The 24,085-nt window shown below is 69.3% G+C and carries 27 protein-coding genes and 1 pseudogene; 10 read left to right on the top strand and 18 right to left on the bottom strand.

What is annotated here, in order from left to right:
* Positions 1–106 precede the first annotated feature (106 nt).
* Positions 107–826 (bottom strand): alpha/beta hydrolase, encoded by a 720-nt coding sequence (locus AB0J16_RS46105; RefSeq protein ID WP_358552045.1) that lies wholly within the window; start codon positions 824–826, stop codon positions 107–109.
* A gap of 38 nt (positions 827–864) precedes the next feature.
* Positions 865–1,836: an alpha/beta hydrolase gene (locus AB0J16_RS46100; protein WP_358552043.1), complete on the bottom strand. Its 972-nt coding sequence runs from the start codon at positions 1,834–1,836 to the stop codon at positions 865–867.
* Between the two features lie 498 nt (positions 1,837–2,334).
* Between AB0J16_RS46100 and AB0J16_RS46095 the strand changes: the two are divergent.
* Positions 2,335–2,679 (top strand): annotated as a pseudogene (locus tag AB0J16_RS46095) (MFS transporter); the annotation flags it as partial.
* 106 nt (positions 2,680–2,785) lie between these two features.
* On the top strand, positions 2,786–3,430 hold the full coding sequence (locus tag AB0J16_RS46090; RefSeq protein ID WP_358552041.1) for an MFS transporter: 645 nt from the start codon (positions 2,786–2,788) through the stop codon (positions 3,428–3,430).
* Positions 3,431–3,452: 22 nt separating this feature from the next.
* Here the strand turns inward: AB0J16_RS46090 and AB0J16_RS46085 are convergent, their stop codons facing one another.
* The 7 genes from AB0J16_RS46085 to AB0J16_RS46055 all read right to left on the bottom strand — a co-directional run bounded on the left by AB0J16_RS46085 (position 3,453) and on the right by AB0J16_RS46055 (position 11,084).
* A complete protein-coding gene (locus AB0J16_RS46085; RefSeq protein WP_358552039.1) occupies positions 3,453–4,214 on the bottom strand; it encodes a LysR substrate-binding domain-containing protein in 762 nt (253 codons plus the stop codon).
* Between the two features lie 129 nt (positions 4,215–4,343).
* Positions 4,344–6,155, bottom strand: a complete 1,812-nt coding sequence (locus AB0J16_RS46080; RefSeq protein WP_358552037.1) for an ABC transporter ATP-binding protein — start codon at positions 6,153–6,155, stop codon at positions 4,344–4,346.
* Entirely contained in the window at positions 6,155–7,813 is a 1,659-nt protein-coding gene (locus AB0J16_RS46075) for an ABC transporter ATP-binding protein (RefSeq protein ID WP_358552035.1), read from the bottom strand. Before AB0J16_RS46075 ends, AB0J16_RS46080 begins: the two co-directional genes overlap by 1 nt.
* A gap of 205 nt (positions 7,814–8,018) precedes the next feature.
* Positions 8,019–8,180 carry an ABC transporter permease gene (locus AB0J16_RS46070; RefSeq protein WP_358552033.1) on the bottom strand — a complete coding sequence of 54 codons (162 nt, stop codon included), beginning with the start codon at positions 8,178–8,180 and terminating at the stop codon, positions 8,019–8,021.
* Entirely contained in the window at positions 8,177–8,311 is a 135-nt protein-coding gene (locus AB0J16_RS46065) for a hypothetical protein (RefSeq protein ID WP_358552031.1), read from the bottom strand. The genes AB0J16_RS46070 and AB0J16_RS46065 overlap by 4 nt, the downstream gene beginning before the upstream one ends.
* Positions 8,312–8,337: 26 nt before the next feature.
* Entirely contained in the window at positions 8,338–9,945 is a 1,608-nt protein-coding gene (locus tag AB0J16_RS46060) for a DUF2207 domain-containing protein (protein ID WP_358552029.1), read from the bottom strand.
* A gap of 44 nt (positions 9,946–9,989) precedes the next feature.
* On the bottom strand, positions 9,990–11,084 hold the full coding sequence (locus AB0J16_RS46055; protein WP_358552027.1) for an FAD-dependent monooxygenase: 1,095 nt from the start codon (positions 11,082–11,084) through the stop codon (positions 9,990–9,992).
* A gap of 115 nt (positions 11,085–11,199) precedes the next feature.
* Between AB0J16_RS46055 and AB0J16_RS46050 the strand changes: the two genes are divergently transcribed.
* The gene (locus AB0J16_RS46050; RefSeq protein WP_358552025.1) at positions 11,200–12,222 is read left to right on the top strand and encodes a TetR/AcrR family transcriptional regulator C-terminal domain-containing protein; all 1,023 of its coding nucleotides are present in this window, start codon (positions 11,200–11,202) and stop codon (positions 12,220–12,222) included.
* Between the two features lie 108 nt (positions 12,223–12,330).
* Here AB0J16_RS46050 and AB0J16_RS46045 read toward each other — a convergent pair whose 3' ends face one another.
* The gene (locus AB0J16_RS46045; protein ID WP_358552023.1) at positions 12,331–13,065 is read right to left on the bottom strand and encodes an alanyl-tRNA editing protein; all 735 of its coding nucleotides are present in this window, start codon (positions 13,063–13,065) and stop codon (positions 12,331–12,333) included.
* Between the two features lie 195 nt (positions 13,066–13,260).
* Between AB0J16_RS46045 and AB0J16_RS46040 the strand changes: the two genes are divergently transcribed.
* Positions 13,261–13,830 carry an SGNH/GDSL hydrolase family protein gene (locus tag AB0J16_RS46040; protein ID WP_358552230.1) on the top strand — a complete coding sequence of 190 codons (570 nt, stop codon included), beginning with the start codon at positions 13,261–13,263 and terminating at the stop codon, positions 13,828–13,830.
* Here the strand turns inward: AB0J16_RS46040 and AB0J16_RS46035 are convergent.
* The 5 genes from AB0J16_RS46035 to AB0J16_RS46015 form a co-directional block, all read right to left on the bottom strand.
* Positions 13,815–14,183, bottom strand: a complete 369-nt coding sequence (locus AB0J16_RS46035) for a DUF2516 family protein (protein WP_358552021.1) — start codon at positions 14,181–14,183, stop codon at positions 13,815–13,817. The two genes, AB0J16_RS46040 and AB0J16_RS46035, sit on opposite strands and share 16 nt — an antisense overlap.
* A gap of 118 nt (positions 14,184–14,301) precedes the next feature.
* The gene (locus tag AB0J16_RS46030; protein WP_358552019.1) at positions 14,302–14,718 is read right to left on the bottom strand and encodes a hypothetical protein; all 417 of its coding nucleotides are present in this window, start codon (positions 14,716–14,718) and stop codon (positions 14,302–14,304) included.
* A gap of 3 nt (positions 14,719–14,721) precedes the next feature.
* Positions 14,722–15,213 carry a helix-turn-helix domain-containing protein gene (locus tag AB0J16_RS46025; protein WP_358205386.1) on the bottom strand — a complete coding sequence of 164 codons (492 nt, stop codon included), beginning with the start codon at positions 15,211–15,213 and terminating at the stop codon, positions 14,722–14,724.
* Positions 15,214–15,272: 59 nt separating this feature from the next.
* A complete protein-coding gene (locus tag AB0J16_RS46020; RefSeq protein WP_357958074.1) occupies positions 15,273–16,178 on the bottom strand; it encodes a M56 family metallopeptidase in 906 nt (301 codons plus the stop codon).
* On the bottom strand, positions 16,175–16,537 hold the full coding sequence (locus AB0J16_RS46015) for a BlaI/MecI/CopY family transcriptional regulator (protein WP_225294249.1): 363 nt from the start codon (positions 16,535–16,537) through the stop codon (positions 16,175–16,177). The genes AB0J16_RS46020 and AB0J16_RS46015 overlap by 4 nt, the downstream gene beginning before the upstream one ends.
* Before the next feature lie 54 nt (positions 16,538–16,591).
* Here AB0J16_RS46015 and AB0J16_RS46010 point away from each other — a divergent pair, with 54 nt between their 5' ends.
* On the top strand, positions 16,592–17,095 hold the full coding sequence (locus AB0J16_RS46010) for an O-acetyl-ADP-ribose deacetylase (protein WP_358552017.1): 504 nt from the start codon (positions 16,592–16,594) through the stop codon (positions 17,093–17,095).
* 59 nt (positions 17,096–17,154) lie between these two features.
* Here AB0J16_RS46010 and AB0J16_RS46005 read toward each other — a convergent pair whose 3' ends face one another.
* On the bottom strand, positions 17,155–17,946 hold the full coding sequence (locus tag AB0J16_RS46005) for a class I SAM-dependent methyltransferase (RefSeq protein WP_358552016.1): 792 nt from the start codon (positions 17,944–17,946) through the stop codon (positions 17,155–17,157).
* Positions 17,939–18,682, bottom strand: a complete 744-nt coding sequence (locus tag AB0J16_RS46000; RefSeq protein ID WP_358552015.1) for an SDR family NAD(P)-dependent oxidoreductase — start codon at positions 18,680–18,682, stop codon at positions 17,939–17,941. The genes AB0J16_RS46005 and AB0J16_RS46000 overlap by 8 nt, the downstream gene beginning before the upstream one ends.
* Positions 18,683–18,815: 133 nt before the next feature.
* On the opposite strand from AB0J16_RS46000, the gene mshA reads away from it, so the two are divergent.
* The 3 genes from mshA (at position 18,816) to AB0J16_RS45985 (ending at position 21,388) form a co-directional block, all read left to right on the top strand.
* A complete protein-coding gene (mshA, locus tag AB0J16_RS45995) occupies positions 18,816–20,054 on the top strand; it encodes a D-inositol-3-phosphate glycosyltransferase (protein ID WP_358552228.1) in 1,239 nt (412 codons plus the stop codon).
* 26 nt (positions 20,055–20,080) lie between these two features.
* Positions 20,081–20,569 carry a YbjN domain-containing protein gene (locus tag AB0J16_RS45990; protein ID WP_225294241.1) on the top strand — a complete coding sequence of 163 codons (489 nt, stop codon included), beginning with the start codon at positions 20,081–20,083 and terminating at the stop codon, positions 20,567–20,569.
* 75 nt (positions 20,570–20,644) lie between these two features.
* Positions 20,645–21,388, top strand: coding sequence for a phosphoglyceromutase (locus AB0J16_RS45985; RefSeq protein WP_358552013.1), 744 nt, complete (start codon positions 20,645–20,647; stop codon positions 21,386–21,388).
* Between the two features lie 55 nt (positions 21,389–21,443).
* Here the strand turns inward: AB0J16_RS45985 and phoU are convergent, their stop codons facing one another.
* Positions 21,444–22,094 carry a phosphate signaling complex protein PhoU gene (gene phoU, locus AB0J16_RS45980; protein ID WP_358552011.1) on the bottom strand — a complete coding sequence of 217 codons (651 nt, stop codon included), beginning with the start codon at positions 22,092–22,094 and terminating at the stop codon, positions 21,444–21,446.
* 132 nt (positions 22,095–22,226) lie between these two features.
* Here phoU and AB0J16_RS45975 point away from each other — a divergent pair, with 132 nt between their 5' ends.
* Both AB0J16_RS45975 and AB0J16_RS45970 read left to right on the top strand, forming a co-directional pair.
* Positions 22,227–23,396 (top strand): ATP-binding protein, encoded by a 1,170-nt coding sequence (locus AB0J16_RS45975; RefSeq protein WP_358552226.1) that lies wholly within the window; start codon positions 22,227–22,229, stop codon positions 23,394–23,396.
* A complete protein-coding gene (locus AB0J16_RS45970) occupies positions 23,393–24,085 on the top strand; it encodes a response regulator transcription factor (RefSeq protein ID WP_225294233.1) in 693 nt (230 codons plus the stop codon). Before AB0J16_RS45975 ends, AB0J16_RS45970 begins: the two co-directional genes overlap by 4 nt.

The following is a 24,085-nucleotide window of genomic DNA, read 5'->3' as shown; positions in this document are numbered from 1 at the left end:
TTGGATGCACCGGCAGACGGCGTGTGTCGACCGGACGCCGGCTGTCGCCGACAATGCGGCCAGGAGGGCTCGACAGCGGGGCCGTGGGGTTGCCTGTGCCGCCTGGTCAGCTCGTGGCGCGTACCGCGTCGCGGATCAGGTCGGCGACCTCCTTCGGCCGGGACACTGCGACGGCGTGCGAGGCGCCCTCGATCTCGACGATGGTCGCTCCGGCCCGCCTCGCGCCGAAGCGCTCGACCTCGGGGTTGATCGCCTGGTCCGCGGTGGCCACGAGCGCCCAGGAGGGCTTGGTCTTCCACGCGGCCGCGGAAGCTGTCTCCGCGAAGGCCATGGCGGCGAGCGGACGCTGCGTCACCGCCAGGACCTTCGTGACTTCCCCCGGCACGTCGGCGGCGAAGATGGTGGGGAACGCTTCGTGGGTGATGGCGACCTCTACTGCGGGATCGGCGCCCTGGACAGGGTAGGTCGCCTCCTTCAGGTTGGCGACCAACGGAGAAGCGGGGAAACGGCCCTGAAGCTCGCCGAGGCTCTCGCTGTCTTCGAGGACGTAGGCAGCCACGTATACCAGCCCGACGACGTTCTCCGTAATGCCGGCCACGGTGATGACCGCACCGCCGTACGAGTGGCCGACCAGCACGACGGGACCGTCGATCTGGGCGGCTACGGAGGCGATATACGCGGCGTCGGAGCCCAGTCCGCGCAGCGGGTTGGGCGGGGCCACGACGGGAATACCGTGGCTCTGCAACTCGGTGATGACCCCGGCCCAACTGGCCGCGTCCGCGAACGCGCCATGGACGAGAACCACGGTGGGGGTAGAGGAAGTCATAGTGGGTTCTCTCCTTGTTCAGACGGTGTGAAGGGCGTTCAGACGGTGTGAAGGGCGGCGCGCAGGGTGCTGATGGCCATGGTGATGGCGGCCTCGGCGGCGTGGGTCTCGCGCAGGGCGTTGAGCATGACGAAGTCGTGGATGATGGCCTGGAAGCGCACGGCGGTGACGGACACGCCGGCTTTACGGAGCTTGTTGGCGTATGCCTCGCCCTCGTCGCGCAGCACGTCGGCCTCGCCGGTGATGACCAGGGCCGGGGGCAGGCCGGTGAGTTGCTCGGGGGTGGCCCGCAGCGGGGAGGCGGTGATCTCGGCGCGCTGGGCCTCGTCGGTGGTGTACTGGTCCCAGAACCACTGCATGCCGTCACGGCGCAGAAAGTAGCCGGTGGCGAACTGGTGGTAGGAGCCGGTGTCGAAGTTCGCGTCGGTGACCGGGTAGAACAGGACCTGCTGGAGCAGCGGGACGTCGCCGCGTTCCTTGGCCATCAGGGTCAGCGCGGCGGTCATGTTGCCGCCGACGGAGTCTCCGGCCACGGCCAGGCGGGAGCCGTCCAGGCCCTTGGACGCGCCCTGCTGGACGATCCACTGGGCGACGGCGTAGTTCTGCTCGATGGCGACCGGGTAGCGGGCCTCGGGGGACAGGTCGTACTCGGGGAAGACTACGGCGGCGTCCGCGCCGACGGCGAGCTCACGTACCAGGCGGTCGTGGGTGTGGGCGTTGCCGAACACCCAGCCCGCGCCGTGGATGTAGAGGATCACCGGCAGGGTCCCCTCGGCGCCGGCGGGTTTGACGATACGGGCGCGGACGCTGCCCGTCGGGCCGCCCGAGAGGGTGATCCACTCCTCGTGGATCGCGGGCTTGTCGATCTCGCCGGACTGCACTTCGTCAACGGCCTTGCGCCCTTCCGCCGGGGGTAGGTCGAACAGGTACGGCGGATTGGCAGTGGCGTCCGCGAAGGCGGCTGCCGCCGGTTCCAGGACCGGCTGAGCAGGCTTGACGGCATCGGACATGTGATTCTCCTCAAATGTGTCCTGTGGGGCGCAGGTCCCCGGATCATGGGAACATGCCTCTGACGCCGTTGCCCGGCACGGCTATACCATCCCCGCTAAAACGGATAGACCTGGATAACAGGGCATAAACCTTGCGCCAAGAGCGCGTTGAGAAGATCATTCATGTTCGACCCGAATGGCGGCCCACCCGTTTTCTTCCTCGGCCAAGGCTTTCCGACCAGGAGACCCAGGGTTTCGGGCGCTTCGACCGCACCGCCCCGGCCGCCCTGCTGAACTGACCCATCTCCAATCAAGATGACAGTCATCGCTGATTATCGCTATGACAGAGGAAGCGCCGGCGCAGGCCCGCCGTTGGAACGCCTCGAAGACATTCGGACGGCTCCACTCTGAGAGGCAGCTGTGACTCCTTCCGTTCAACTCCAGGCCGCCCAGCGGACCGCGACGCCGGCGGCCACGCCCTCGGGTCGGCTCGTCGTGCTCCTGGCCGTCGCCTCCGGGATGACCGTCGCCAACCTGTACTATGCGCAACCTCTGCTGTCCTCGCTGAGCGCGTTCTTCGGGATCGGCACGGCCGCCGCCGGCGGGCTCATCACCGCGACCCAGATCGGATATGTGGCGGGCATGCTGCTCCTCGTTCCGCTCGGTGATCGCATCGAGAAGCGCCGGCTGGTCGTGATCTCGCTGGCGGTCACCGCATCGGCGCTGGTGTTGGCGGGCACCGCCACCGCCTTCCCCGTCCTGCTGGCCGCCTCACTGATCGCCGGAGGAACCTCGGTCGTCGCCCAGATCCTCGTCCCGTTCGCAGCCGGTCTCGCCCCCGACCACGCCCGCGGCCGCGTCGTCGGCCGGGTGATGAGCGGCCTGCTCACCGGCATCCTGCTGTCCCGCACCCTGAGCAGCTTGGTCCGGATGGCGTGTCGTCTTCCTGGGCTCGGCCGTCCTGATGGCCGTGCTGGCGTTGGCGCTGCGCTCGGCCCTGCCCCGTCACGCCCCCAGTACGAACGTGTCGTACGGGCGGCTGCTGCGTTCCACCGCACGGCTGGTGCGCACCCACCCGGCGCTGGTGCGGCGCGGCTTGTACCAGGCGGTGATGTTCGGCGCGTTCAGCGCGTTCTGGACCACGGTGTCGTTCGAGCTAACCGGCCCCGCTTTCCACTACTCCGGCTTCGGCGTGGGCATGTTCGCCCTGGTCGGAGCGGCCGGAGCGGCGGTGGCGCCGTTCGCGGGACACTGGGCCGACCGCGGGCTGGTGCGCCCGATGACCGGTGCGGCGTTCGCCGCCGCCGCACTGGCGGCCGCGCTCGCCGGATTCGGCTGGCACAGCATCATCCTGCTGGCCGTCGCCGCCGTCCTGCTCGACATGGCGGTGCAGACCACCCTCATTCTCGGCCAGCACACCATCTACCGGCTGGACGCGGGTGCGCGGGCACGGCTCAACAGCGTCTACATCGCCACGTTCTTCGCCGGAGGGGCCATCGGCTCCCAAACCGGCTCGATCATCTATCACGCCTACGGCTGGACCGGCGTGACCGTCCTGGCCGCCGCGCTTCCCGTCCTCGCCCTGCTCTACTGGGCAACCGAACGCCGGCACTGAAACACAGCCCGGCGGTGGGGGATCAGGCGATGTGCCGGAGCAGCGCCGCGACCGCCGGCGGCGCCTCCCCCTTGGGTCGGACGACCATGACCTTCCACCTCGGCGCGTGCTGGGCAAAGCGGTGGGAGGTCAGGTCCGGGGATCTCGCCGCGATCGACTCCGGCATGATGCACACGCCCAGGTCGTGGCGGACGAGCTCGGACGCCGCCACGATGTCGTTCACCTCGAACGTGGTGGGCCGCTCGACCTGGGCCGCGCGGAACGCCTGATCGACCGAGTGCCGGATCGCCCAGCCGGGCGAGAAGTCCACCAGCGGCAGTCGGGCCGCGTTGGCAAGCGTCACCGGCCCAGGGAACTCGCGCCCGGCCGAGGTCACCAGCACCATCTCTTCCCGGGACAACAACCGGGTCTCCAGACCTCGCTGCTGCTGGCGGTCGAGCGCGACGACCGCGACGTCCACGCCGCCGTCCCGGAGTGCCTGCCGGATGTCGACCACCGCCGCCTGCCGCAGGCGGACCACCACGCCGGGATGCTCCTTCCGCAACCCGGCCAGCGCACGGTGCAGGCCGGCCCAGACGCCCTGCATCGTGCCGACCGTGACCCGCCCGCGCAACTTGCCCCCGTATGCCGTCGATTGCCGCCCGCGCGTGCTCGGCGGCCCGTAGCAACCCGTCTGGCGACCAGATAAGCCAGCAGCCTTTGCGCTCCAAGGTGGCGAACTGGGCGATGTCCGCGCCGAGAGCGTCCTCGCCGTCGTCGTGGATGGCCTGCTCGGGCGGGTCATCGCCCGTCACGCTGCCCATCACGTGGTCACTGTCTCGCGCTGAGTGCGGCGATCGTCCTCGGCGTCCATATCAGCGCCAGTTCGTCGACGATCACGACTGGCTGATGATCTTCGATCGAGTGAGCGGGTTCACGTGGTGACCGCCACGAAGCCGGTGCCGGGGCGATAGTCGGGTGACTGGTGGCGGAAGTAGGTGTTGTACACCTCGCAATAGCGGCCGCCCTGGGCGAGCAGGGTGGTGTGGTCGCCCTGCTCGACGATCCGGCCGTGGTCCAGCACGACGATCCGGTCCACGTGCTCGATCGTGGACAACCGGTGCGCGATCACGATGGAGGTACGGTCGGCCAGCACCGCGTCCAGCCCCTCCTGGATCTGGGCCTCGGTCAGCGGGTCGACGCTGGCGGTGGCCTCGTCCAGGACGACGACCGCCGGATCCTGGACGAGCAGCCGGGCCAGGGCGACGAGTTGCCGTTGTCCCATGGACAGGGAACGGCCGTGCTCGCCCACGTCGGTGGCCAGGCCGTCCGGCAGCGCCTCGATCCAGTCGCCGCCGCCGACACCGATGGCCGCTTCCAGCACCTCATCGTCGCTCGCCTCGGGGCGCGGGTAGCGGATGTTGTCCGCGACCGTGCCGCTGAACAGGAACGGCGCTTGCGGCACCGCCCCGATCTGGCGGCGGTACGCGGCCAGATCCAGAGACCGGATGTCTCGGTCGTCGATCAGGAGGATGCCGCCGGAGAATTCGTAGAACCGGGTGATGAGCTTGCTGAGTGTCGACTTCCCCGCCCCGGTGTGGCCGACCAGCGCCACGGTCTCCCCGGCCTCGATCGAGAGATTGAAGTTCTCGAGGACCGGGGTCTCAGTAGAGTAGCCGAAGTTGACGTCCCGGAACTCGATCCGCCCAGCCAGCCGCTCGACCGGCAAGGCATCGGTCTGCACCACCCTGGGGGTGGCGTCGATCAGTGCGAAGACCCGCTCGGCCGCCGACAGCCCCTGCTGGAACTGCGACCAGAACGCGGCGATCGACGTCAACGGGAACCAGAAGAACGCGACCGCCTGCAAGAACAGGTACCAGTCACCGGCCGACAGGCCACCGCCGCGGACCGCGTTGCCGCCCGCCAGGACCAGCATGACCTCGGCCAGCCCGGCGACGAGGAACAGCAGCGGGAAGATCGACGCGAAGGTGAACCCCTGCCGCAGTTGTACGGCGTAGCTCTGCTCGTTGATTGGGCGGAACTCGTCGTAGACCCGCTGCTCCTGGCGGAAGTTCTTGGCGACCGCGATCCCGCCCATGGTTTCGGTGAGATTGGCGTTGACCCGGCTCATCGAGCGCTGCGCCCGCCGGGTGGTGGAGCGGGCGATCTTCCGGAACCGCAGCGCGCAGCCGACCACGATGGGCACGATGAGCAGGGTCAGCAGGGCCAGCGGGACGTTCCGGGTGAACAGCAGCGCGGTGACGAACCCGACGACCAGCACCTGGCTGAGCAGATCCATGCTGAGGCCGACGACGCTCGCGAAGTCATCGGTGTCGGAGGTGACCCGGCTGACGATCCGCCCGGACGGGTTCTCGTCGTAGAAGGACAGGTCCCGTTCGAGAACGGCGTCGAAGGCGTCCTCGCGCAGGGTGAGGACCACGTCGCCGGTGGCTTTCGCGTTGAGCCACTGCCGGACGAAGTTGAACACCCAGCCGAGCCCACCGGCGAGCAGTATGCCCCCGGCCAGTGTCCAGATGCCGCCGCCGTGCACGATCCGGTCGATGCCCCAGCTGATCATCACCGGGACCGCCGCCTGGGTCAGCGAGCCGAGCACGATCATCGACGCGACGCCGAGCATCGTCCAGCGTTTCGGCCAGAAGTAGCCGACGACGCGGCGGAGCAGCTCACGATCGGTGTAGGTGCGGTCGTAGTCCTCGGCCTCCAGGCCGTCCATCAAGAACCCCATCAGACCGGCACCTCCACTTCGTCGTAGTGCGAGAAGATCCGCCGATACAGAGGGCTGCGGCCGAGCAACTCGTCGTGGGTGCCGAAGTCGACCAGCTCGCCCCGCCGGATCAGGAGCACCTTGTCGGCCCAGCGGATCTGGGACAGCCGGTGGGTGATCAGCATTGTGGTCCGGCCGGACTGGACGCGTTCGATCGCCTGCTGGATGCGGTCCTCGGTGGCGGAGTCGATGGCGCTGGTCGAGTCGTCGAGGATCAGGATGGCCGGGTCGGTGAGCAGCGCCCGGGCGATGGCCAGGCGCTGCCGCTGGCCGCCGGAGAGGGTGACGCCACGTTCGCCGATCACGGTGTCGTAGCCGTTGTCGAGCTCGTCGATGAACTCGGCCGCCTGCGCGTCTTCGGCGGCGCGGACGACGGCTTCCCGGTCGGCCCGCTGACCCAGCCCGAAGGCGATGTTCTCGGCGATCGACCGGGAGAACAGCACGATGTCCTGCTCGATGGTGGAGATCTGCGAACGGAGCGAGTTGAGGTTCCAGTCGCGTACGTCCACGCCGTCGACCAGGACCCGGCCGGAGTCGACGTCGAAGATCCGCGGGACCAGCTTGGTCAGGGTGCTCTTGCCGGAACCGGTCTCGCCGACGATGGCCACCGTCTCGCCCTGCCGCACGGTGAAGGAGACACCGCTGAGCACCGGCGAGCCCGCGTAGGAGAACGACGCGCCGTCGAAGACGAGCTCACCGCGCATGGCCGCGGTATGGCCGTCGGCCCGCTGGTCGAGCTCGGTGTCCGCGTTCATGATCTCGAGAATCCGGCGGGCGGAGACCAGTCCGAGCTGGACCAGGGAGAAGGTGAAGGTCGATACGTTCGTGGGGAAGTGCAGCAGGGTCATCAGACCCATGAAGGCGATCAGCTGGCCGAGTGTGAGATCCCCGGCGGTGTGCAGGGCAATCCCGTGCCAAAGGGCGGCGGCCATCGCCAAGGCGAGCAGCAAAGTCGGCAGATAGCGGGCCCGGACCAGGCCCTCGCGTACGGACAGGTCGCGGTAGAGCCGCGCGTTGCGGCGGAACCGGAGTCGCTCCTGGCGTTCCTGCGCGGTCACCTTGATGACCTCTATGCCCCGGACGGCCTCGCTCAGGTGGGCGTTGAGCGAACCGAACTGCTCGCGCATCCCGGTCGCGACCGGGTTGAGCTGCCGCATGTACTGCCACAGCGCCAGCCCGAACACCACCAGGAAGCTCGCCGGCACCAGCAGCAGCCGCAGGTCGATCAGCGCGATGAAGACCAGGGGGATGAAGGCCTGCGAACCGGAGTCGACGATCATGTCGAGACCGGGTGAGACCAGCATGCGCAGCTGTTTGATGTCGTTGGCCGCTCGGGCCATCAGGTCGCCGACCCGCTGCCGGTTGTGGAAGGTCTGGCTCTTGCCGAGCAGACTCACGTAGAGCTCATCGCGGGTATCCCGGTTGAGCCGGCTGGCCAGCAGTTCGCTGCTGAGGCGCGCGCCGATGTCGAGCAACCCGCGGGCCAGCACGATCCCCAGCAGAGCGCCCACGATGGGGAGCAGCTCACCGTGGCCGGCCACCGCGTCGAACGCGGCACCCACCAGACCGGGTATCGCCGCGTTCAGAACCACCATCGCGATGGCTCCGACTAAGAACACGCCCAGATAGAGCGGCTGGCGGCGCAGATGGGACCAGATCCAGCGAGCCGGTCCACGCCGGTCGTGGGTCACCCCAACGACCGAGAACTCAGCCTGTTGAACCGCTCCTGTGACTGTCACCCGCGCCTCCCCGAGCCATGCCGCTCCCCGCCCAGGACGCCGCAAGGTCGGTTGTATCAAATGACACCGACATTTCCCCAGCCGTTTATTCGGGGCTGTCCCCGACGGGCTGGCCGAGCATGAGCGCCCGAGCGGCGTCAGAGAGCCGGGTGATCGGGCTGACCTTCGCCCATACCTGTAGCCATTCGGGCGGCTTGGCCGTCGGCACGAACACGTCGCTCCCGAACGTCAGCGGGATGATCATCACGAAGCCCAGCCGACGACGCTCTCCGGGCTGCGCGCCAGCAGACCCACCAGAGCCGCCAGCCACTCCATCGACATCGAGAACAGCAGGATCAGCCCGCACGCCCCGAAGAAAGCCGGCCAGCTTCCCGCCACGGTGGGTTCGGGGAGCCGCCGGGGCCCTACAAAGTGCGGAACTGGCGGCTGGCCGAGATGGCGCCCGAGGTCGTCGTGGTGAACGTCCGCATCGACCCGGCGAACTTGGACAGGTCCCACTCGGCCGGACCGTGATACCAGTACAGGTTGTCGGACTGGGGCCCGTTGCCGGTCACCGAGGCGACGACCCGGGACCAGTGCTCCACGCCATCGAAGATCACCGCGTACGGGAGATAGCGGGAGAACAGCTCCACCCGGTGCTGTTCGGGCACCTCGCCGAGGTCACCGGAGAACAGGTACTCGCGGAAACCCATCGTGTGCGCCAGCGCGGCCGAGCCCTTGGCGGTCTTGGCGGGCATGTACTGGCCGCCGACCGCCAGGGCGCCGCCGGCGATGATCAGCGCCAGGCCCAGCAGGCCGTACGTGGTGAACCAGGCGAGCGCCACCGTGGCCAGCAGGCCCACGCCGATGAGCAGCACGCCGATGACCGTCCAGCGGGTCCGCTCGGTGTCGGGACGGCGGGCGAACCAGCCCTGCGTCACCACGTCGGCGTAGAGGGCGTCGCGGACCTTGCCCAGGTGACTGGCGAACGAACCGGACATCTGAGACAGAAGCACCATGTCGCGCCCGTCGAAGATGGCGTCGTACAGCGCCCGCTCGTACGGCAGCAGCGTGTTGACCGGCGCGTTCGGCAGCCTGACCAGCGTCCAGTCGGGCGCGTCGTAGGTCTGCCGTGGCTGCTCGTCGATGCGCAGGTAGCCGCGGACCGCGAGGTCCACGATCGTCGCGGTGACGTCGACCACGTCGGCCTGTTCGTCCACCAGTGTGCCGATCTGGCCGGGCCGGACGCCATCTGGCGGGGAGAAGTGCCCGTTCTGCACGGGGGCGACCGAGTTGCGCTCGTGGCCGGCGGCCCTGGAGTCGCGCCCCCGCGTCCAGTAGAGCAGGCCGACGCCGCCGAGCAGGAGGACCAGCAGGGCGGCGAGCGCGCCGCCGGTGACGCCGTTCAGCGTGAACGCGCCGGCCAGCGAGAAGCGCCGCTCCAGGATCGGCGCGCCGCTCGTGGAGCCCTTGGCGTAGCCGACGACCACGGTCAGCGCCTGGCCGGGGCCCACGTTCTGCTGCTCGAAGGCGGCCTCGGTGGCGCCGTGGTCCATGGAGGCGGACGTACAGCCGATGGCCGAGGTCAGCCCACCGGCGAAGCACGACAGGTTCTGCACTTGGCCGGGGCCGCTCACCTTGACCGTCGCCTTGGTGACCGGCTCGCTCCAGCCGTTCACCGCGAACCAGCGCAGCTCCTCGATGGCGCCCGCGGGCGTCACGGCCCCCTTGACGTCGTACTCGACGGTCCCGGGCCCCTTCATGGTCAGCACGTCGCCGGCGAGCGTGCCGCCCTTGACGTTCGAGATCTGGTACAGCCGGTCATTGTCGTCGTCGAAGCGGGTCCTGGTGAGGAACGTCCGCTTGAGCTCCCCCGAGCCGCCGCTGATCTTCTCGACCACGTGCAGTGTGCCGTTCTTGGCGAGGCTCATGGTCACCTCGTCGGTGATCCCGGCCGCCGCCGTGGCGGGGACGGCGGTCAGCGACAGAGCGACGGCCCCCAGTATGGCCAGCGTGCGCCTGATACCCGTCATGGCGGCACATCGTAGCGGTTCGTACCTTGTGCGGGCAGGCGGGATCAGTCGAGCGTGATGCCGTTGGCGGCCCGCTGGACGTTCTCCGGAGCCGCGCCCTGGCCGGGGTTCTCCAGGGCGAGGGCCTGGTTGACCTCGGCGAACGGCCGCATCCGCGCCTCATAGCGATCGAACGCGCCCTGCGGGTCCCTGGACAGCTCCTGGGCCAGTACGTACGCGCCCACCATCGCCAGGCTGGTGCCCTGGCCCGACAGCGGCGAGGCGCAGTAGCCGGCGTCGCCGAGCAGCGTCACCCGGCCCTCGGACCAGCGCTCCATCCGGATCTGCGCCATCGCGTCGAAGTAGAAGTCGTCGGCCGCCCACATCGCCTTCAGCAGCCGGGGCGTCTCCCAGCCCAGCCCGGAGCAGCGCTCCTCGATGAGCCGCTTCTGCTGCTCGACGTCGCGGTAGTCGTAGGCGACGTCCTCGCCGCCGAAGCCGATGTTGACCCGGATCGAGGCGTTGCCGGGGGCGGTGTAGAGGCCGAACCCGGCGTCGCCCTCGCGGTGCCACACCTGCCAGCGGTCCAGATCGAGGAAGTTGTCGGCGCTGTAGATCGCCACGTACATGCCCAGGTGGTGAATGAATTGCGACTCCTCGCCGAACACCAGCCCGCGCACGTTCGAGTGCAGACCGTCGGCGCCGACCACGTAGTCGAAGCGCCGCCGCCCGCCGCTCTCGAACGTCACCTGGACCCCCTGGCCGTCCTGGTGGAGCGCCGCGATCGAGTCGCCATAGAGGTATTCGACGCCGCTGCCCGAGGCGGCGATGACGAGCGCGGTCAGGTCGTCGCGCATGATCTCGATGTCGGGGCTGTCCAGCCGGCCGCCGCTGATCGTCTCCTCGGTTGTGCGCATCAGCTCGTTGCCGTCGCCGTCGACCATCGACATGCCGAGCATGTCGGTCTTCATGGCTCGTGCCTGCTCCAGGATGCCCATGCGCTCGGCCACCTTCAGCGCGGCTCCCCGGATGTCGATCGCCTGGCCGCCTCGGCGAGGGGCGGGGGCGCGTTCGACGACGGTCACGGCGAAGCCGTGCTCGCGCAGCCAGTAGGCCAGGACGGGTCCGCCGATGCTGGCGCCGGAGATGAGGACGTTCATTTGATCTCCCCTGTGTGTTGTTGACGCTGTACGAGGTGAATGTACGGCGTACAGACAGGGTTCGCAACAGGGGTTCTGCTAATCTCTGTACTAGTACAGTGTCAAAGGAGGCCGGATGGTCGCGGAAGCGGCGCCGCCGTACGTGCGGATCGTCGACGACATCAAGCGCCGCATAGCGGACGGCGAGTTGCGGGTCGGGGAGCGGGTGCCCTCCACCAGGCAGCTGGCCAGGGACTGGGATGTGGCCCTGGCCACGGCCGCCAAGGCGCTGGCCCGGCTCGCGCAGGAAGGCGTGGTCGTGGCCGAGTCGCGCGTCGGCACGGTCGTCGCCGGACCGTCGGCCCGGTCACCACGTCGTCCGCACGGCGCCTCCGACGACCCCGGCCGCGATCTGGGCCGCGATCTGGGCCGCGGTCAGGTACGTGACCTGGGCCGTGACCTGGGCCGTGACTCCGCGCGTGATCTGGCGCGGGAGCGTGTCGTGCGGACCGCCATCGAGATCGCCGACGCCGAGGGCCTGCCCGCGCTGTCCATGCGCGGCGTCGCGGGTCGGCTCGGTGTGGCCACGATGTCGCTCTACCGCCACGTGGGCAGCAAGGATGACCTGGTCGAGCTGATGATCGACCAGGTGTTCGGCGAATTCCCGCTCCCCGCCGAGCCGCCGCCCGGCTGGCGGGCCCGGCTGGAGGTGGCGGCCCGCGTGCAGTGGGCGGCCTACCGGCGGCACCCGTGGCTCACCCGGATCACCTCGCTGAGCCGGCCGCTGCCATCACCCAGTCTGCTCAAGCACGCCGAATGGGCGCTGGCGGCGGTCGATGGCCACGGCCTCGATCCGGAGAGCATGATGCACGTGCACATCCTGATGTACAGCTACGTCGAGGGGATCGCCGCCAACTTCGAGCTGGAGTCTCAGGCGCAGGCCGAGACCGGCCTCACCGACGACGAATGGATGCGGGCCCAGGACGCGCGGCTGACGGCCGTCGTCACCTCGGGCGCCTATCCCACGTTCGTCGACGTCATCCGGCGGATGGGGGGCGACTTCGACTTCGACCTCGACCGGCTCTTCGAGTTCGGTCTGCGATCGCTGCTCGACGGCCTGGCCGGGATCATCGAGGCCGCGGGCCAAGCCAGGCGGTGATCAGCCGGGGGCCGCGACGCGGAGACGCTGGTCCGGGACCGCGACGCGGAGACGTCAGTCGGAGATGGCGACGCGGAGGCGTCAGTCGGAGATGGCGACGCGGAGGCGTCAGTCCGAGATCGCGATGCGGAGGCGCCGGAAGCCGCGGCCCTTGCTCTCGATCTTGGCGACCTTGATGCGCCCGATCTGCTTCGTCGAGGCGACATGCGTGCCGCCGTCGGCCTGGGTGTCCAGTCCGACGATGTCGACGATCCTGACGTCCTCCACATGCGCCGGCACCAGGTTGGTCGCCGTCCGGATGATGTCCGGGATGTCGAACGCCTCCTTGCGCGGCAGCACCCGTACGTCGATGCGCCGGTCCGCGACGATCTCGGCGTTGCACGCGTCCTCGACCGCCTCCTTGAAGCCCGGCGGCAGCTCCGGCAGGTTGAAGTCCATCCGCGCGCTCAGCTCGTCCATGTTGCCACCCGTCACCAGCGAGCCGTAGTCGCGGAAGACGACGCCGCACAGGACGTGCAGCCCCGAGTGGGTACGCATCAGGGCGGAACGCCGCGCGTCGGCCACCGCCCCCTGAACGACCGTGCCGACAGGCGGGACCGGGTCGCCCTCTGCCGGAATAAGGTGCAGATCATCGCCTTTGCGCACCCCGACGATCCGAGTTTCCACCCCCAGCCAAAGCAGAACTCCGTGATCCGCCGGCTGGCCGCCTCCGCCCGGATAGAATGCCGACTTGCTCAGCACGATTCCGTCGGGTGTGGAGTCAAGGACGACGGCCTCGAAGTCGCGCAGATCCTGATCCGACAATTCGAGCCGTTCTGTCCGCCCGTGGAGGTCATGAGTCATGTCGGCAGCTTAATCCCCGAGGTGGTTATGCGCGGCCTGCTGGATCGAGCCCTGATCGCACCGGCTGTCGCGATATTGGGGATTTGTTGTGCAATATCGGGATGCGGCGGTGGGGCTGGTGAACCTTGGCCGAGCCCGGCGCAGCTTCATTCTGAGTCGCCTCTGCCGCGGAGCGGGCCGGCCGCACCCGTCGTGATGTTCGTCGGCGACAGCTTCACGGTCGGTTCCGGCCCGGTGCCGCTCTGGCGGACGTACGCCACCGAGTCGGCCCGCCTGCTCGGCTGGCAGCCGGTCATCGCGGGCGCGGGCGGCACCGGCTATCTCAACCAGGGCCGCGTCGGGCGTACGTTCCAGGAGTCGTTCGAGGCCGAGCTGGCCTGGCGCCCCGCGCCCGACATGCTGATCATCTCAGGCGGCCACAACGACAGCCCTTGGTCGCCGACGAACGTACGGCGAGCGGCGGCCAGCCTCATCTCGGAGGCGCGGACCCACTGGCCGAGAACCCGGATCCTCATGATCGGCCCCATCTGGCTGCACGACACCCCACGCAAGGCATATCGGCTGCGTGACGCGCTGTCGGGCCTGGCCCAGCAGGAGGCTGTCCCCTTCCTGGACCCGCTCGCCGAGCAGCGGATCACCGGCACCCCGCCCGGCCAGCTGCTCCCCGACGGCATCCATCCGACCGCCGAGGGCCACCTCCACCTGGCCCAATGGCTGGCCGACGCCATCGGCCGCCTACCCGGGAAGGATCACCAAGGTCCGTAGGGGCCGTTGTTGCCACCGCGCCCGCCCATGCCCTTGACGGCGGGCTTGACGTCGACGACGTAGATCGTCGCCGCGATGACGGCGATGATCGAGAAGAACCCCAGCCCGATCCCGAGGAACTCGCTGCCCCCAAGGAACATGAAGGCCTGGAAGTAGGACCACGCGCCCGCGGCGGAGAACAGCGTGGCCAGGATCAGGATGATCAGCCAGAGGTTTTTCTGCAGCTTGCCGGCCGACACGAACGCGTTGGCCGGCACCCGCGCCGCGTGCACCAGCGCATAGATCGACATGCCGAAGATGCCGACCGCGAGCAGCAGGAAGAGAAGATTCAAGCCGCCGTTGACAATTTCCATGTGTGTCCCGCCCAACGCTCGCGATGAAACGGCCCCAGCCTAGTAGGCGCTCCCGACAAACGGGCACCCCCGAAGCGGAAAGCCCACCTCCGTGCGGAGGCGGGCTTTCGGCGTGGTGTCAGGCCTTGGGCGTGCTGGCCTTGGTGGTGCGGGGCTTCTTGACGGGAGTGGCGACGGCGGGCTCGGCGGCCTCCGACACCTCCTCCAGCTCCAGCGCGGCCTCGCCGGTCGTCTTGCTGACGACCTTGCGCCCGCGGGTGGCGAAGTCCTCGTAGACCTCGGTGGCCAGCACGGTCAGCTGGTCGGCGTAGGTGCGCGCCTTCTCGGGGAACTCCCTGGCGAAGCCCTCGGCCTTGTCGGCGTAGGTGCGGGCCTTCACGGGCAGGTCCTTGGCGAGCTCGGCGCGCCGGGACTGCAGCTTCAGCAGCTGCTCGGGCAGCTCCCGCAGCTTCTCCACGGCATAGTCGCCCGCACCCGCCACGGCGTAGAAAGGCTTGGAGTCGGTGAGCTTCTTGACCTCAGTGGCCAGCGTCATGGGTTAACCTTCCTTGGTTTCCTGGTTGGCGGTGCCATTGCCGGTGGACGCCGCGAAAGGCTCAAGCGCGGCGAGATATTCCTCAGGCAGCGGCTCGTCGTCCGATTCGGAGTCGTGCCGGAGATGAGCGTTCTGGGAGGTCTGCTCGTCTTCGGCGCGCTTCTCCTTGCGAAACGACTCGTAGATATCGATGAGCACCTGGCGTTGCCGCCCGCTCAGGTTCGCGTCGGCGCGAATCGCGGTGATGACATCACTCGGCGGCTCGCGATCCTCGATCAGGCCCGCCTGCACATAGAGCGCTTGCGATGAAATGTGCAGACCCTTGGCGATCTGGTTGAGAATCTCCGCGCTCGGCTTACGCAGACCGCGCTCGATCTGGCTGAGGTAGGGGTTGGACACCCCTGCTGCCGCCGCGAGCTGGCGCAGCGAGATCTTCGCCTGCTGCCGCTGCTCGCGGATGTATTCGCCGATCGAGCCGACCTTCGGTAGTGCCATGCCTCTAGTGTGCCCCAGAGTGCTTGCAATTGCAAACGCAAAGCTAACGCCAGCAAGCGTTAAAACTGGATGGTCCAGAGGAAGGGGGTGGCGGTGACCAACGTGACGGACAGGGCGAGGATGCTGAAGCGCATCGTGGTGGGCAGCGCGGGACCCGGCTTGATCAGGCGATCCACCCGGGCCATGACGTTCTGGGCGCGTACGCCGAGCATCCCCTGCGGGGTCGGCATGGCGCCGGCCGTACCGAACCTGAGCAGGGCGGTGGCCAGCCTGCGCGGCGAGCAGTAGCGGCGCGCGCGGTCGTCGGCGGCCATCTCGATGAGCAGCTCGACCTGCGCCTGCGCCTCGCAGACCACCTTGGACCAGGGCAGGGCCCGGCGCAGGGCGGCGAACGGCAGCAGCACCAGGTCGTGCCGCTCCCGTACGTGCGCGGCCTCGTGCGCGAGCACGGCCGTGAGCTCGTCGTGCGACAGCAGCTTGAGCGCCCCCTCGCTGACCACCACCTGCGAGCGCAGCCCCGGCACGCAGTAGGCCGCCGCGCTCGGATGGTCGAGCACCCGCACGCCGGGCACGCCCGGGTCGTCGCGAGCGATCAGGGCGAGCAGCACGCGGTGCCGCCTGCGCGCCTGCAGCGCCTGCACGCCGGCGGTGATCAGCACCACGATGAGAACGGTCAGTGAGGTCAGCCCGGCGATCATCGCCGTCATGTGCAGCGGATCCCAGGTTCCGCGCGGGCGCTCGCCGCTCAGGAAGGCCGCCATGCCCGGCAGGATGCCCAACCCCGAGGGCTGCACGGCGTACGCCAGCATGGCGCCGGTCGTGGCCAGGCCCCAGGCCACGCCCAGGGACTGCCAGAGGATGATGGCGATCCGAGGGGCACGAGACGTCCAGCGGGCAGTCGTGAGACGCCAGGAGCCGAGCCCGCACGCGAGGGCGAGCGCTGCCAGCGTCGCTGCCGTGGTCACTCTTCCTCCAGCTCCAGCTCCGTGAGAGCCCTGCGCAGGATCTCCGCCTCCGAGCCGGACACGGCCTGGGCGAAGCGGGTGAGGGCGGCCGAGCGGTCGCCCGTCAGGTCCAGAGCTTCCAGCATAAGCTCAGCGATGTACGCGTCGCGGCTCGCCGCCTGCTCGTAGCGCCAGGCGCGGCCGTCGCGGGTCCGCTGGAGGAACCCCTTGCGGGTCAGACGGTCGAGGACGGTCATGACGGTGGTCGGGGCCAGATCGCGGTCGGCTATGAGCCTGCCGACCTCACGGGCCGTCAGCGGACTGCTTCCCGCCCAGATGATGTCCATGATGCTGCGTTCGAGCTCGCCAAGACCCTTCACACTCTTCAGCGTAGTACTACAAAGCGTCGAGCAGATATCCGGGATGCTGGTGAGATGGACGTCACGCTCGTACAGGGGGACATCACCGCACAGATGGTTGACGCGATCGTCAACGCCGCCAACTCGTCGCTGATGGGCGGGGGCGGGGTCGACGGCGCGATCCACCGGCGGGGTGGGCCGGAGATTCTCGCCGAATGCCGGGCGCTGCGGGCGTCCCACTACGGCAGGGGACTGTCGGCGGGGCAGGCCGTGGCCACGACCGCCGGGCGGCTCGACGCCCGCTGGGTGATCCACACCGTCGGGCCGGTCTATTCGCGGAGCGATGACCGTTCCAAAGTCCTGGCCTCGTGTTACCGCGAGTCGCTCCGGGTGGCCGACTCGCTGGGGGCCCGGTCGGTGGCCTTTCCCGCGATCTCGACCGGCATCTATGGGTGGCCGCTGGACGACGGCGCCAGCATCGCGCTGCGCACTGTGCGGGAGGTTTCCACAGCTGTGGACGAAGTGCGGTTCGTCCTGTTCGACGCGGTCGCTTACGCGGTGTTCTCCGCGGCTCTTTAGAGCGCGCGCCTCTTTGGGAGGGCTTTTCAGAGCGGGGGGCTTTCAGGGCGGGAGGGCTTTCAGAGCGGCGCCACGGAGTCCCAGGGGAGGGTCAGTTCGCCGAGGCGCCATCTGGCCGTGCCGCCGAGCGGCGGATGCCGGTGGATGGGCCAGGAGTTCGCCAGCAGGTCCACGGCGGCCAGCCAGCGTTGTCGGCGGCCATGGGCGCCGTACGGGGCGGTTCTCGCCCAGGCACGGTCGAAGTCGCTCAGGAACGCATGGATGCGCTCACCGGGGACGTTGCGGTGGATGAGGGTCTTGGGCAGGCGGTCGGCCAGGTCCGAAGGGCGGTCGAAGGCGTCGAACCTGGCCGAGAGGGTGAGCGTGCGCGGGCCGTCCCGATCCAGACCGGCCCAGATCGCCCGATGGCCGCTCTCCGAGCAGGTGCCCTCCACCAGGACGCCGCCGGGGGCCAACCGGCCGCGCAGCGCCTCCCAGTAGCGCCAGGCGTCCGCCTCGCCGTACTGCCTGAGGACGTTGAAGGCCCGGATCAGCAGCGGGGGACGCGAGACCGGCAGCTCGAAGCCGCCCAGGGCGAAGCTCAGCCCGGCGCGCTCGTACGGCTTGGCCAGGGCGACCCGCGCGGGGTCGATCTCGATGCCCACCACCTCGATGTCCGGGCTGATCCGCCGCAGGCGGGTGAACAGCTCCAGCGTGGTGGTGTGGGAGGCGCCGTAACCGAGGTCCACGGCCAGCGGCCGGACGGCGCCGCGCAGCAGACGGCCGTGCGCGGCGGCGATCCACCGGTCGGCGCGCCGCAGCCGGTTGTGCCCGGTCGTGCCCCGGGTGATCGAACCGACCGGCCTAGCCACCGACGCGGTGCACCCGGTGCTGGGCGGCCTGGGCGCGCGGGCGCATGACCAGGCGGTCGATGTTGACGTGCGCGGGCCTGGTGACGCACCACACGATCGCGTCGGCCACGTCGTCGGAGCTCAGCGGATCCGGCACGCCCTGGTAGACGCGGGCGGCCGCCGCCTCGTCGCCGCGGAAGCGGGTCACCGCGAAGCCCTCGCTCTGGACCATGCCCGGCGCGATCTCCACGACGCGTACGGGCTGCCCGACCAGCTCCAGTCTGAGTGTCTCGGCCATCGACCGCTGGGCCTGCTTGGCGGCCACGTAGCCGCCCCCGCCCTCGTACGCCACCAGCGCCGCGGTCGAGGTGAGCATCACCAGCACCCCGTCGCCCGACTCGACGAGCATGGGCATCAGGGCCTGCGTCATCCGCAGTGACCCGAGGACGTTGGTGTCGTACATCCGCTGCCAGTCGTCGAGCCGCCCCTCGGCCACCGGCTCCATGCCGAGCGCGCCACCGGCGTTGTTGACCAGCACGTCGCACCGGTCGAGCGAGGCCGCCAGCGCGTCCACCGACTCCTGAGAGGTCACGTCCAGGGACACGGGGCGGATCCCGGGCACCTCGGCGGCCAACTTGTCCAGCCGGTCCTGACGTCGCGCGCCCGCCACCACGTCGTAGCCCTCGGCGGCCAGCCGCCGCGCCGTCGCCTCACCGATCCCGCTGCTCGCGCCCGTCACCACAGCCGTCTTCTTCATGCCACACATCTTGCCAGCACTGCCCATGACACCCCGCTTGTCGGGAATGTCGGGATGTTCTGCATAGTTGTACTGCGTTTGGAGGTGGTGTCGGGTGAGGCGACGACGGGTCAACCGGGTCGCGACCATCAGCATGCACACGTCTCCCCTGGAACAGCCCGGCACGGGCGACGCCGGTGGGATGAACGTGTACATCGTCGAATCGGCGAAGCGACTGGCCGAGTCCGGCGTCGAGGTGGAGATCTTCACCCGGGCCACTGGACGTGACCTGCCACCGGTAGCCGACCTCGCCCCCGGTGTCATGGTCCGCCACCTGACCGCCGGACCGTACGAGGAGCTGACCAGGGCCGACCTGCCCGGCCAGCTCTGCGCGTTCCTGTCCGGCGTGCTGCGGACCGAGGCGATGTACGACCCCGGCCGCTATGACGTCATCCACTCGCACTACTGGCTGTCCGGCCAGGTCGGTTGGCTGGCCAAGGAGCGCTGGGGCGTGCCCCTGGTGCACACCATGCACACCATGGCCAAAGTGAAGAACCTGCTGCTGGCCCAGAACGACCAGCCCGAGCCGCAGGCCCGGGTGGTGGGCGAACAGCAGGTCGTGGAGATCGCCGACCGGCTGGTGGCCAACACCGCCGACGAGGCCGGCGAGCTCATGGAGCTGTACGGGGCGCAGGAGGAACGCGTCGCGGTCGTGAACCCGGGTGTCAACCTCACGGTCTTCCAGCCAGCTTCACAAGGAGCCTCCCGGCGCCGCCTCGGCCTGCCGCAGAACGCGCACGTCCTGCTCTTCGTGGGCCGGATCCAGCCGCTGAAGGCGCCCGACGTGCTGCTGCGCGCCGCCTCGCGGATGCTCATCGACGACCCCTCGCTGCGCGAGCGCCTGGTCGTCGCGTGCGTAGGCGGACCGTCGGGCAACGGCCTGGCCAGGCCGTCCCTCCTCGCCGAGCTCGCCGCCGAGCTGGGCATCTCCGACGTCGTCCGGCTCGTGCCGCCCGCGCCGCAGCACGAGCTGGCCGACTGGTACCGCGCGGCCGACGTGACCGTCGTGCCGTCCTACAGCGAGTCGTTCGGCCTGGTCGCCCTGGAGTCACAGGCATGCGGAACCCCCGTCGCCGCGGCCGCCGTGGGCGGGCTGCGCACGGCCGTACAGGATGGCGTGTCGGGCGTGCTCGTGGACGGCCACGACTCGCACGAGTGGGCACGCGCGCTACGCCGCTTCGTCACCGCGCCGGCCTGGCGTGACGGCCTGTCGATCGGCGCCCGTGAGCACGCGGCGGCGTTCGGCTGGCAGGCCACGTCGTCGCGGCTGATGGAGGTCTACGCGGACGCTGTCGCCGACCTGCACCGGCTGCCGGTCGCCGTCATCTCATAGGCCGCCTGTTCCGTAGGCTGTACGACATGCGCGAAGTCGTAGAAACCGCGCTCAAGGCCGCGGACGTCTCCTTTGACGAGCCGCGGCCGGGGGCGTTCCTGGTGAAGCTGCCCGGGCAGCACAAACTCGCCACGATGACGTGGTTGATCATCGGCGATCAAGCGCTGCACGTCGAGGCGTTCTTCTGCCGCCAGCCCGACGAGAACCACACCGAGTTCTACAAATGGCTGCTCGCCAAGAACGGCGGCATGTATGGGGTCCACTTCTCCGTCGACAGCGTCGGCGACGTCTACCTCGTCGGCCGGGTGCCGCTCACGGCGATCACGGAAGAGGAGATCGACCGGTTGCTCGGCTGCGTGCTGACCTATTCCGACGACTGGTTCGACCGAGCCCTGGAGCTCGGCTTCGCCTCGTCGATCAGGCGCGAGTGGGCATGGCGCGCCAAACGCGGTGAGTCGCTGGCCAACCTCCAGGCGTTCGCCCGCTTCGCGGATCCGGCGCGGACCGACAGCTGACCGGGTCCGGCGGGCCCGAGGGCTTCCCGGGTCCGGCGCGGACCGGCGACTGACGCTCGCCATAGGATTGCCCGCATGGCGACTTTGGTGCTGCTACGGCACGGCGAGAGTGACTGGAACGCGAAAGGCCTGTTCACCGGGTGGGTGGACGTGAGCCTCTCGGCCAAGGGCGAGGACGAGGCCCGCCGGGGCGGCAAGCTCCTGGTGGAGGCCGGGGTCCGGCCCGATGTGGTGCACACCAGCCTGATGACCAGGGCCATCCAGACGGCTCAGCTCGCCCTCGGCGAGGCCGACCTGCTCTGGCTGCCCGTCAAGCGCTCGTGGCGGCTCAACGAGCGCCACTACGGCGCCCTCCAGGGCAAGAACAAGGCGCAGACCCGCGAGGAGTTCGGCGACGAGCAGTTCATGCTCTGGCGGCGCTCCTTCGACGTCCCGCCGCCCCCGATCGCCGACGGCGACGAATACTCCCAGGCGGGCGACCCGCGCTACGCCCTGCTGCCGCCCGAGCTCATGCCGCGCACCGAGTGCCTCAAGGACGTCGTCGACCGCATGCTGCCCTACTGGTACGACGAGATCGTCCCGGATCTCGCGGCCGGGCGCACCGTGCTGGTGGCGGCGCACGGCAACTCGCTGCGGGCGCTGGTCAAGCACCTCGACGGCATCCCCGACGAGGAGATCGCCGGGCTCAACATCCCCACGGGCATCCCGCTGCGCTACGAGCTGGACGCCGAGTTCAAGCCGCTCCAGCGCGGCGGCGAATACCTCGACCCGGAGGCCGCCAAGGCGGCGATCGAGGCGGTCGCCAACCAGGGCCGCTGAACACCGACGGCGGGGCGCATCGCGCGCCCCGCCGCCATCGGCTCATCAGCTCGGGTCAGGTGGCCGTCGGGCGGGAGCCCGTCACCAGGTAGACGACGTCACCGGCCACATTGACCGCGTGGTCGGCGTAACGCTCGTAGTAACGGCCGATCAGCGTGATGTCGATCGCCGGCTCCACACCGTGGGGCCAGTCCTTGGCCAGGATGTTCCTGAACAGCCGCCGGTGCAGCTTGTCCATGGCGTCGTCGTCGGCCTCCAGCTCCAGCGCCGACTCCACGTCGTGCGAGGCGATGCAGCCGCCGGCCTTCGTGACCAGGGTCTCGGCGATCTGACCCATCTGCACGATCGTGGGCCGTACCTCCGCCGGGATGGCCGTCTCGGGGTGGCGCAGCCGCGCGATCTTGGCCACGTGCACCGCCAGGTCGCCCATGCGCTCCAGGTCCGTGCCCATCCGCAGGGCCGTGATGACCATCCGCAGGTCCACGGCCACCGGCTGCTGCCTGGCCATCAGCTCGAAGATGGACGCCTCGAGCTGCTCGAACGTCGCGTTCACCTCCGCGTCTCTGGAGATCACGCTCTCCGCGAGCTGGAGGTCGGAGTCGAGCAGGGCCGTGGTGGCTCTGGAAATGGCCGAGCGGACCAGTCTGGTCATCTCGACCAGCTTGTCGGTCAGGGAATCGAGTTCTTCATGGTACGCGTCGCGCATGTCGTCACCGTACGTCGCTCTTGATGAACGAACTCCTACCGCGAGATGAACTTTCCTGGAAAGAGCCGTTCATCCGCAGGTGGAAGGGCTGTCGCTTGAAGAAGGCCACCTACCATCGAAAGCATGAGTGAGATGGCCATGAGCTTGACGGCCCTGGCGGGGTTCGTCGTGGGAGCGCTGGCGGTCCTGTTCTACCGCAACCAGATCGAGTCCTCGAACAGGGCCGCGACGGCCGGCGACCAGGAGGCCGGCGCCTTGCCGCAGGGTGTCGCCTCGGTGCTCGCCGTGCTGCCCTCGTCCGCCGTCGTGCTCGACGCGCACGATCGCGTGCTGCGGGCCAGCTCGGCCGCCCGCGCGTTCGGGCTGGTCAAGGGCGACCGGCTGATGGCCGCCGAGCTTCTCGCCCTGGCCAGGCAGGTACGCCGGGACGGCGAGATCCGCGAGAGCGAGATCGACGTCGCCGGGCACAAGTTCGGCCAGGAGATCACGAACTTCGCGGTCCGGGTGGCCCCGCTCGGCTCGCACGGCCAGGTGCTGGTGCTCGCCGAGGACCAGACCGAGCGGCGCAGGGTCGAGGCCGTCCGCCGCGACTTCGTGGCGAACGTCAGCCACGAGCTCAAGACCCCCGTCGGCGCGCTGAGCCTGCTCGCCGAGACCATCCAGGACGCCGCGGACGATCCCGAGGCCGTCACCAGGTTCGCCGGGCGCATGCAGCACGAGGCCGCCCGGCTCAACTATCTCGTGCAGGACCTGATCACGTTGAGCCGGATCCAGGGCGCCGAGCCCATCCCCACCCCCGGCCAGGTCTCGATCGACGAATCCGTCCACGACGCCATAGACCACTGCAACACCAGAGCCATCGCCAAGGACATCACGCTCGTCACCGGCGGCACGGAGGGTCTGCGCATCTGGGGAGACGACGAACTGCTCGTCACCGCCCTGCGCAACCTCATCGACAACGCCGTCGCCTACAGCCCCGAACACACCCGGGTCGTCGTCAGCGTCAGACCGGCCGGCGACTCCGTCGAGATCAGCGTCAGCGACCAGGGCATCGGCATTCCGGAAGAGTCGCTGGAGCGCATCTTCGAACGCTTCTTCCGCGTCGACGCGGCCAGGTCCCGGGCGACCGGCGGCACCGGCCTCGGCCTCGCGATCGTCAAGCACGTCGCCGCGGCGCACGCCGGCGAGGTCTCCGTCTGGAGCAAGGAAGGCTCCGGCTCCACATTCACGCTGCGGCTGCCCGCATTCGGCGGCACCGCGGTGGTCGTACCACCCCCGAACACCCTGGAGGCCGCAAAATGACCCGAGTTCTCGTGGTCGAGGACGAAGAGTCGTTCTCCGATGCCTTGTCGTACATGCTCCGCAAAGAAGGCTTCGAGGTCTCCGTCGCGGCGACCGGGCCGGAGGCGCTCGACACGTTCGACCGGAGCGGCGCCGACCTGGTGCTGCTCGACCTGATGCTGCCCGGACTGCCGGGCACCGAGGTATGCCGCTCGCTGCGGCAGCGCTCCAAGGTGCCGGTCATCATGCTGACCGCCAAGGACAGCGAGATCGACAAGGTCGTGGGCCTGGAGCTGGGCGCCGACGACTACGTCACCAAGCCGTTCTCCTCGCGCGAGCTCGTCGCCCGCATCCGCGCCGTACTGCGCCGCCAGGGCGACGCGGTGGAGGAGCTGGAGTCCGCGGTGCTGGCGGTGGGTCCCGTGCGCATGGACGTCGACAGGCATGTGGTGGCCGTACGCGGTGACCAGGTGCAGCTGCCGCTGAAGGAGTTCGAGCTCCTGGAGGTGCTGCTGCGCAACGCCGGGCGGGTGCTCACCCGGGGGCAGCTCATCGACCGGGTGTGGGGCGCCGACTATGTGGGAGACACCAAGACGCTCGACGTTCACGTCAAGCGGCTGCGCGCCAAGATCGAATCAGACCCGTCCAACCCGCGCTGCATTCTGACCGTGCGCGGGCTGGGCTACAAGTTCGACGCGCTGGAGAGCTGA

Origin of the sequence: Nonomuraea sp. NPDC049750 (genome assembly GCF_040659625.1) — a bacterium.
Taxonomy (GTDB): domain Bacteria; phylum Actinomycetota; class Actinomycetes; order Streptosporangiales; family Streptosporangiaceae; genus Nonomuraea.
This window is presented reverse-complemented; position numbering and strand designations above follow the sequence as displayed.

What these genes read in the sequence shown, in the direction of transcription:
- AB0J16_RS46105 (WP_358552045.1), bottom strand. Translation starts at nt 826, where the DNA reads ATGACTTCCTCTACCCCCACCGTGGTTCTCGTCCATGGCGCGTTCGCG.
- AB0J16_RS46100 (WP_358552043.1), bottom strand. Translation starts at nt 1,836, where the DNA reads ATGTCCGATGCCGTCAAGCCTGCTCAGCCGGTCCTGGAACCGGCGGCA.
- AB0J16_RS46085 (WP_358552039.1), bottom strand. Translation starts at nt 4,214, where the DNA reads ATGACCCGCCCGAGCAGGCCATCCACGACGACGGCGAGGACGCTCTCG.
- AB0J16_RS46080 (WP_358552037.1), bottom strand. Translation starts at nt 6,155, where the DNA reads ATGGGGTTCTTGATGGACGGCCTGGAGGCCGAGGACTACGACCGCACC.
- AB0J16_RS46060 (WP_358552029.1), bottom strand. Translation starts at nt 9,945, where the DNA reads ATGACGGGTATCAGGCGCACGCTGGCCATACTGGGGGCCGTCGCTCTG.
- AB0J16_RS46055 (WP_358552027.1), bottom strand. Translation starts at nt 11,084, where the DNA reads ATGAACGTCCTCATCTCCGGCGCCAGCATCGGCGGACCCGTCCTGGCC.
- AB0J16_RS46050 (WP_358552025.1), top strand. Translation starts at nt 11,200, where the DNA reads ATGGTCGCGGAAGCGGCGCCGCCGTACGTGCGGATCGTCGACGACATC.
- AB0J16_RS46045 (WP_358552023.1), bottom strand. Translation starts at nt 13,065, where the DNA reads ATGACTCATGACCTCCACGGGCGGACAGAACGGCTCGAATTGTCGGAT.
- AB0J16_RS46040 (WP_358552230.1), top strand. Translation starts at nt 13,261, where the DNA reads ATGTTCGTCGGCGACAGCTTCACGGTCGGTTCCGGCCCGGTGCCGCTC.
- AB0J16_RS46035 (WP_358552021.1), bottom strand. Translation starts at nt 14,183, where the DNA reads ATGGAAATTGTCAACGGCGGCTTGAATCTTCTCTTCCTGCTGCTCGCG.
- AB0J16_RS46030 (WP_358552019.1), bottom strand. Translation starts at nt 14,718, where the DNA reads ATGACGCTGGCCACTGAGGTCAAGAAGCTCACCGACTCCAAGCCTTTC.
- AB0J16_RS46025 (WP_358205386.1), bottom strand. Translation starts at nt 15,213, where the DNA reads ATGGCACTACCGAAGGTCGGCTCGATCGGCGAATACATCCGCGAGCAG.
- AB0J16_RS46010 (WP_358552017.1), top strand. Translation starts at nt 16,592, where the DNA reads ATGGACGTCACGCTCGTACAGGGGGACATCACCGCACAGATGGTTGAC.
- AB0J16_RS46000 (WP_358552015.1), bottom strand. Translation starts at nt 18,682, where the DNA reads ATGAAGAAGACGGCTGTGGTGACGGGCGCGAGCAGCGGGATCGGTGAG.
- mshA (WP_358552228.1), top strand. Translation starts at nt 18,816, where the DNA reads ATGCACACGTCTCCCCTGGAACAGCCCGGCACGGGCGACGCCGGTGGG.
- AB0J16_RS45990 (WP_225294241.1), top strand. Translation starts at nt 20,081, where the DNA reads ATGCGCGAAGTCGTAGAAACCGCGCTCAAGGCCGCGGACGTCTCCTTT.
- AB0J16_RS45985 (WP_358552013.1), top strand. Translation starts at nt 20,645, where the DNA reads ATGGCGACTTTGGTGCTGCTACGGCACGGCGAGAGTGACTGGAACGCG.
- phoU (WP_358552011.1), bottom strand. Translation starts at nt 22,094, where the DNA reads ATGCGCGACGCGTACCATGAAGAACTCGATTCCCTGACCGACAAGCTG.
- AB0J16_RS45975 (WP_358552226.1), top strand. Translation starts at nt 22,227, where the DNA reads ATGGCCATGAGCTTGACGGCCCTGGCGGGGTTCGTCGTGGGAGCGCTG.
- AB0J16_RS45970 (WP_225294233.1), top strand. Translation starts at nt 23,393, where the DNA reads ATGACCCGAGTTCTCGTGGTCGAGGACGAAGAGTCGTTCTCCGATGCC.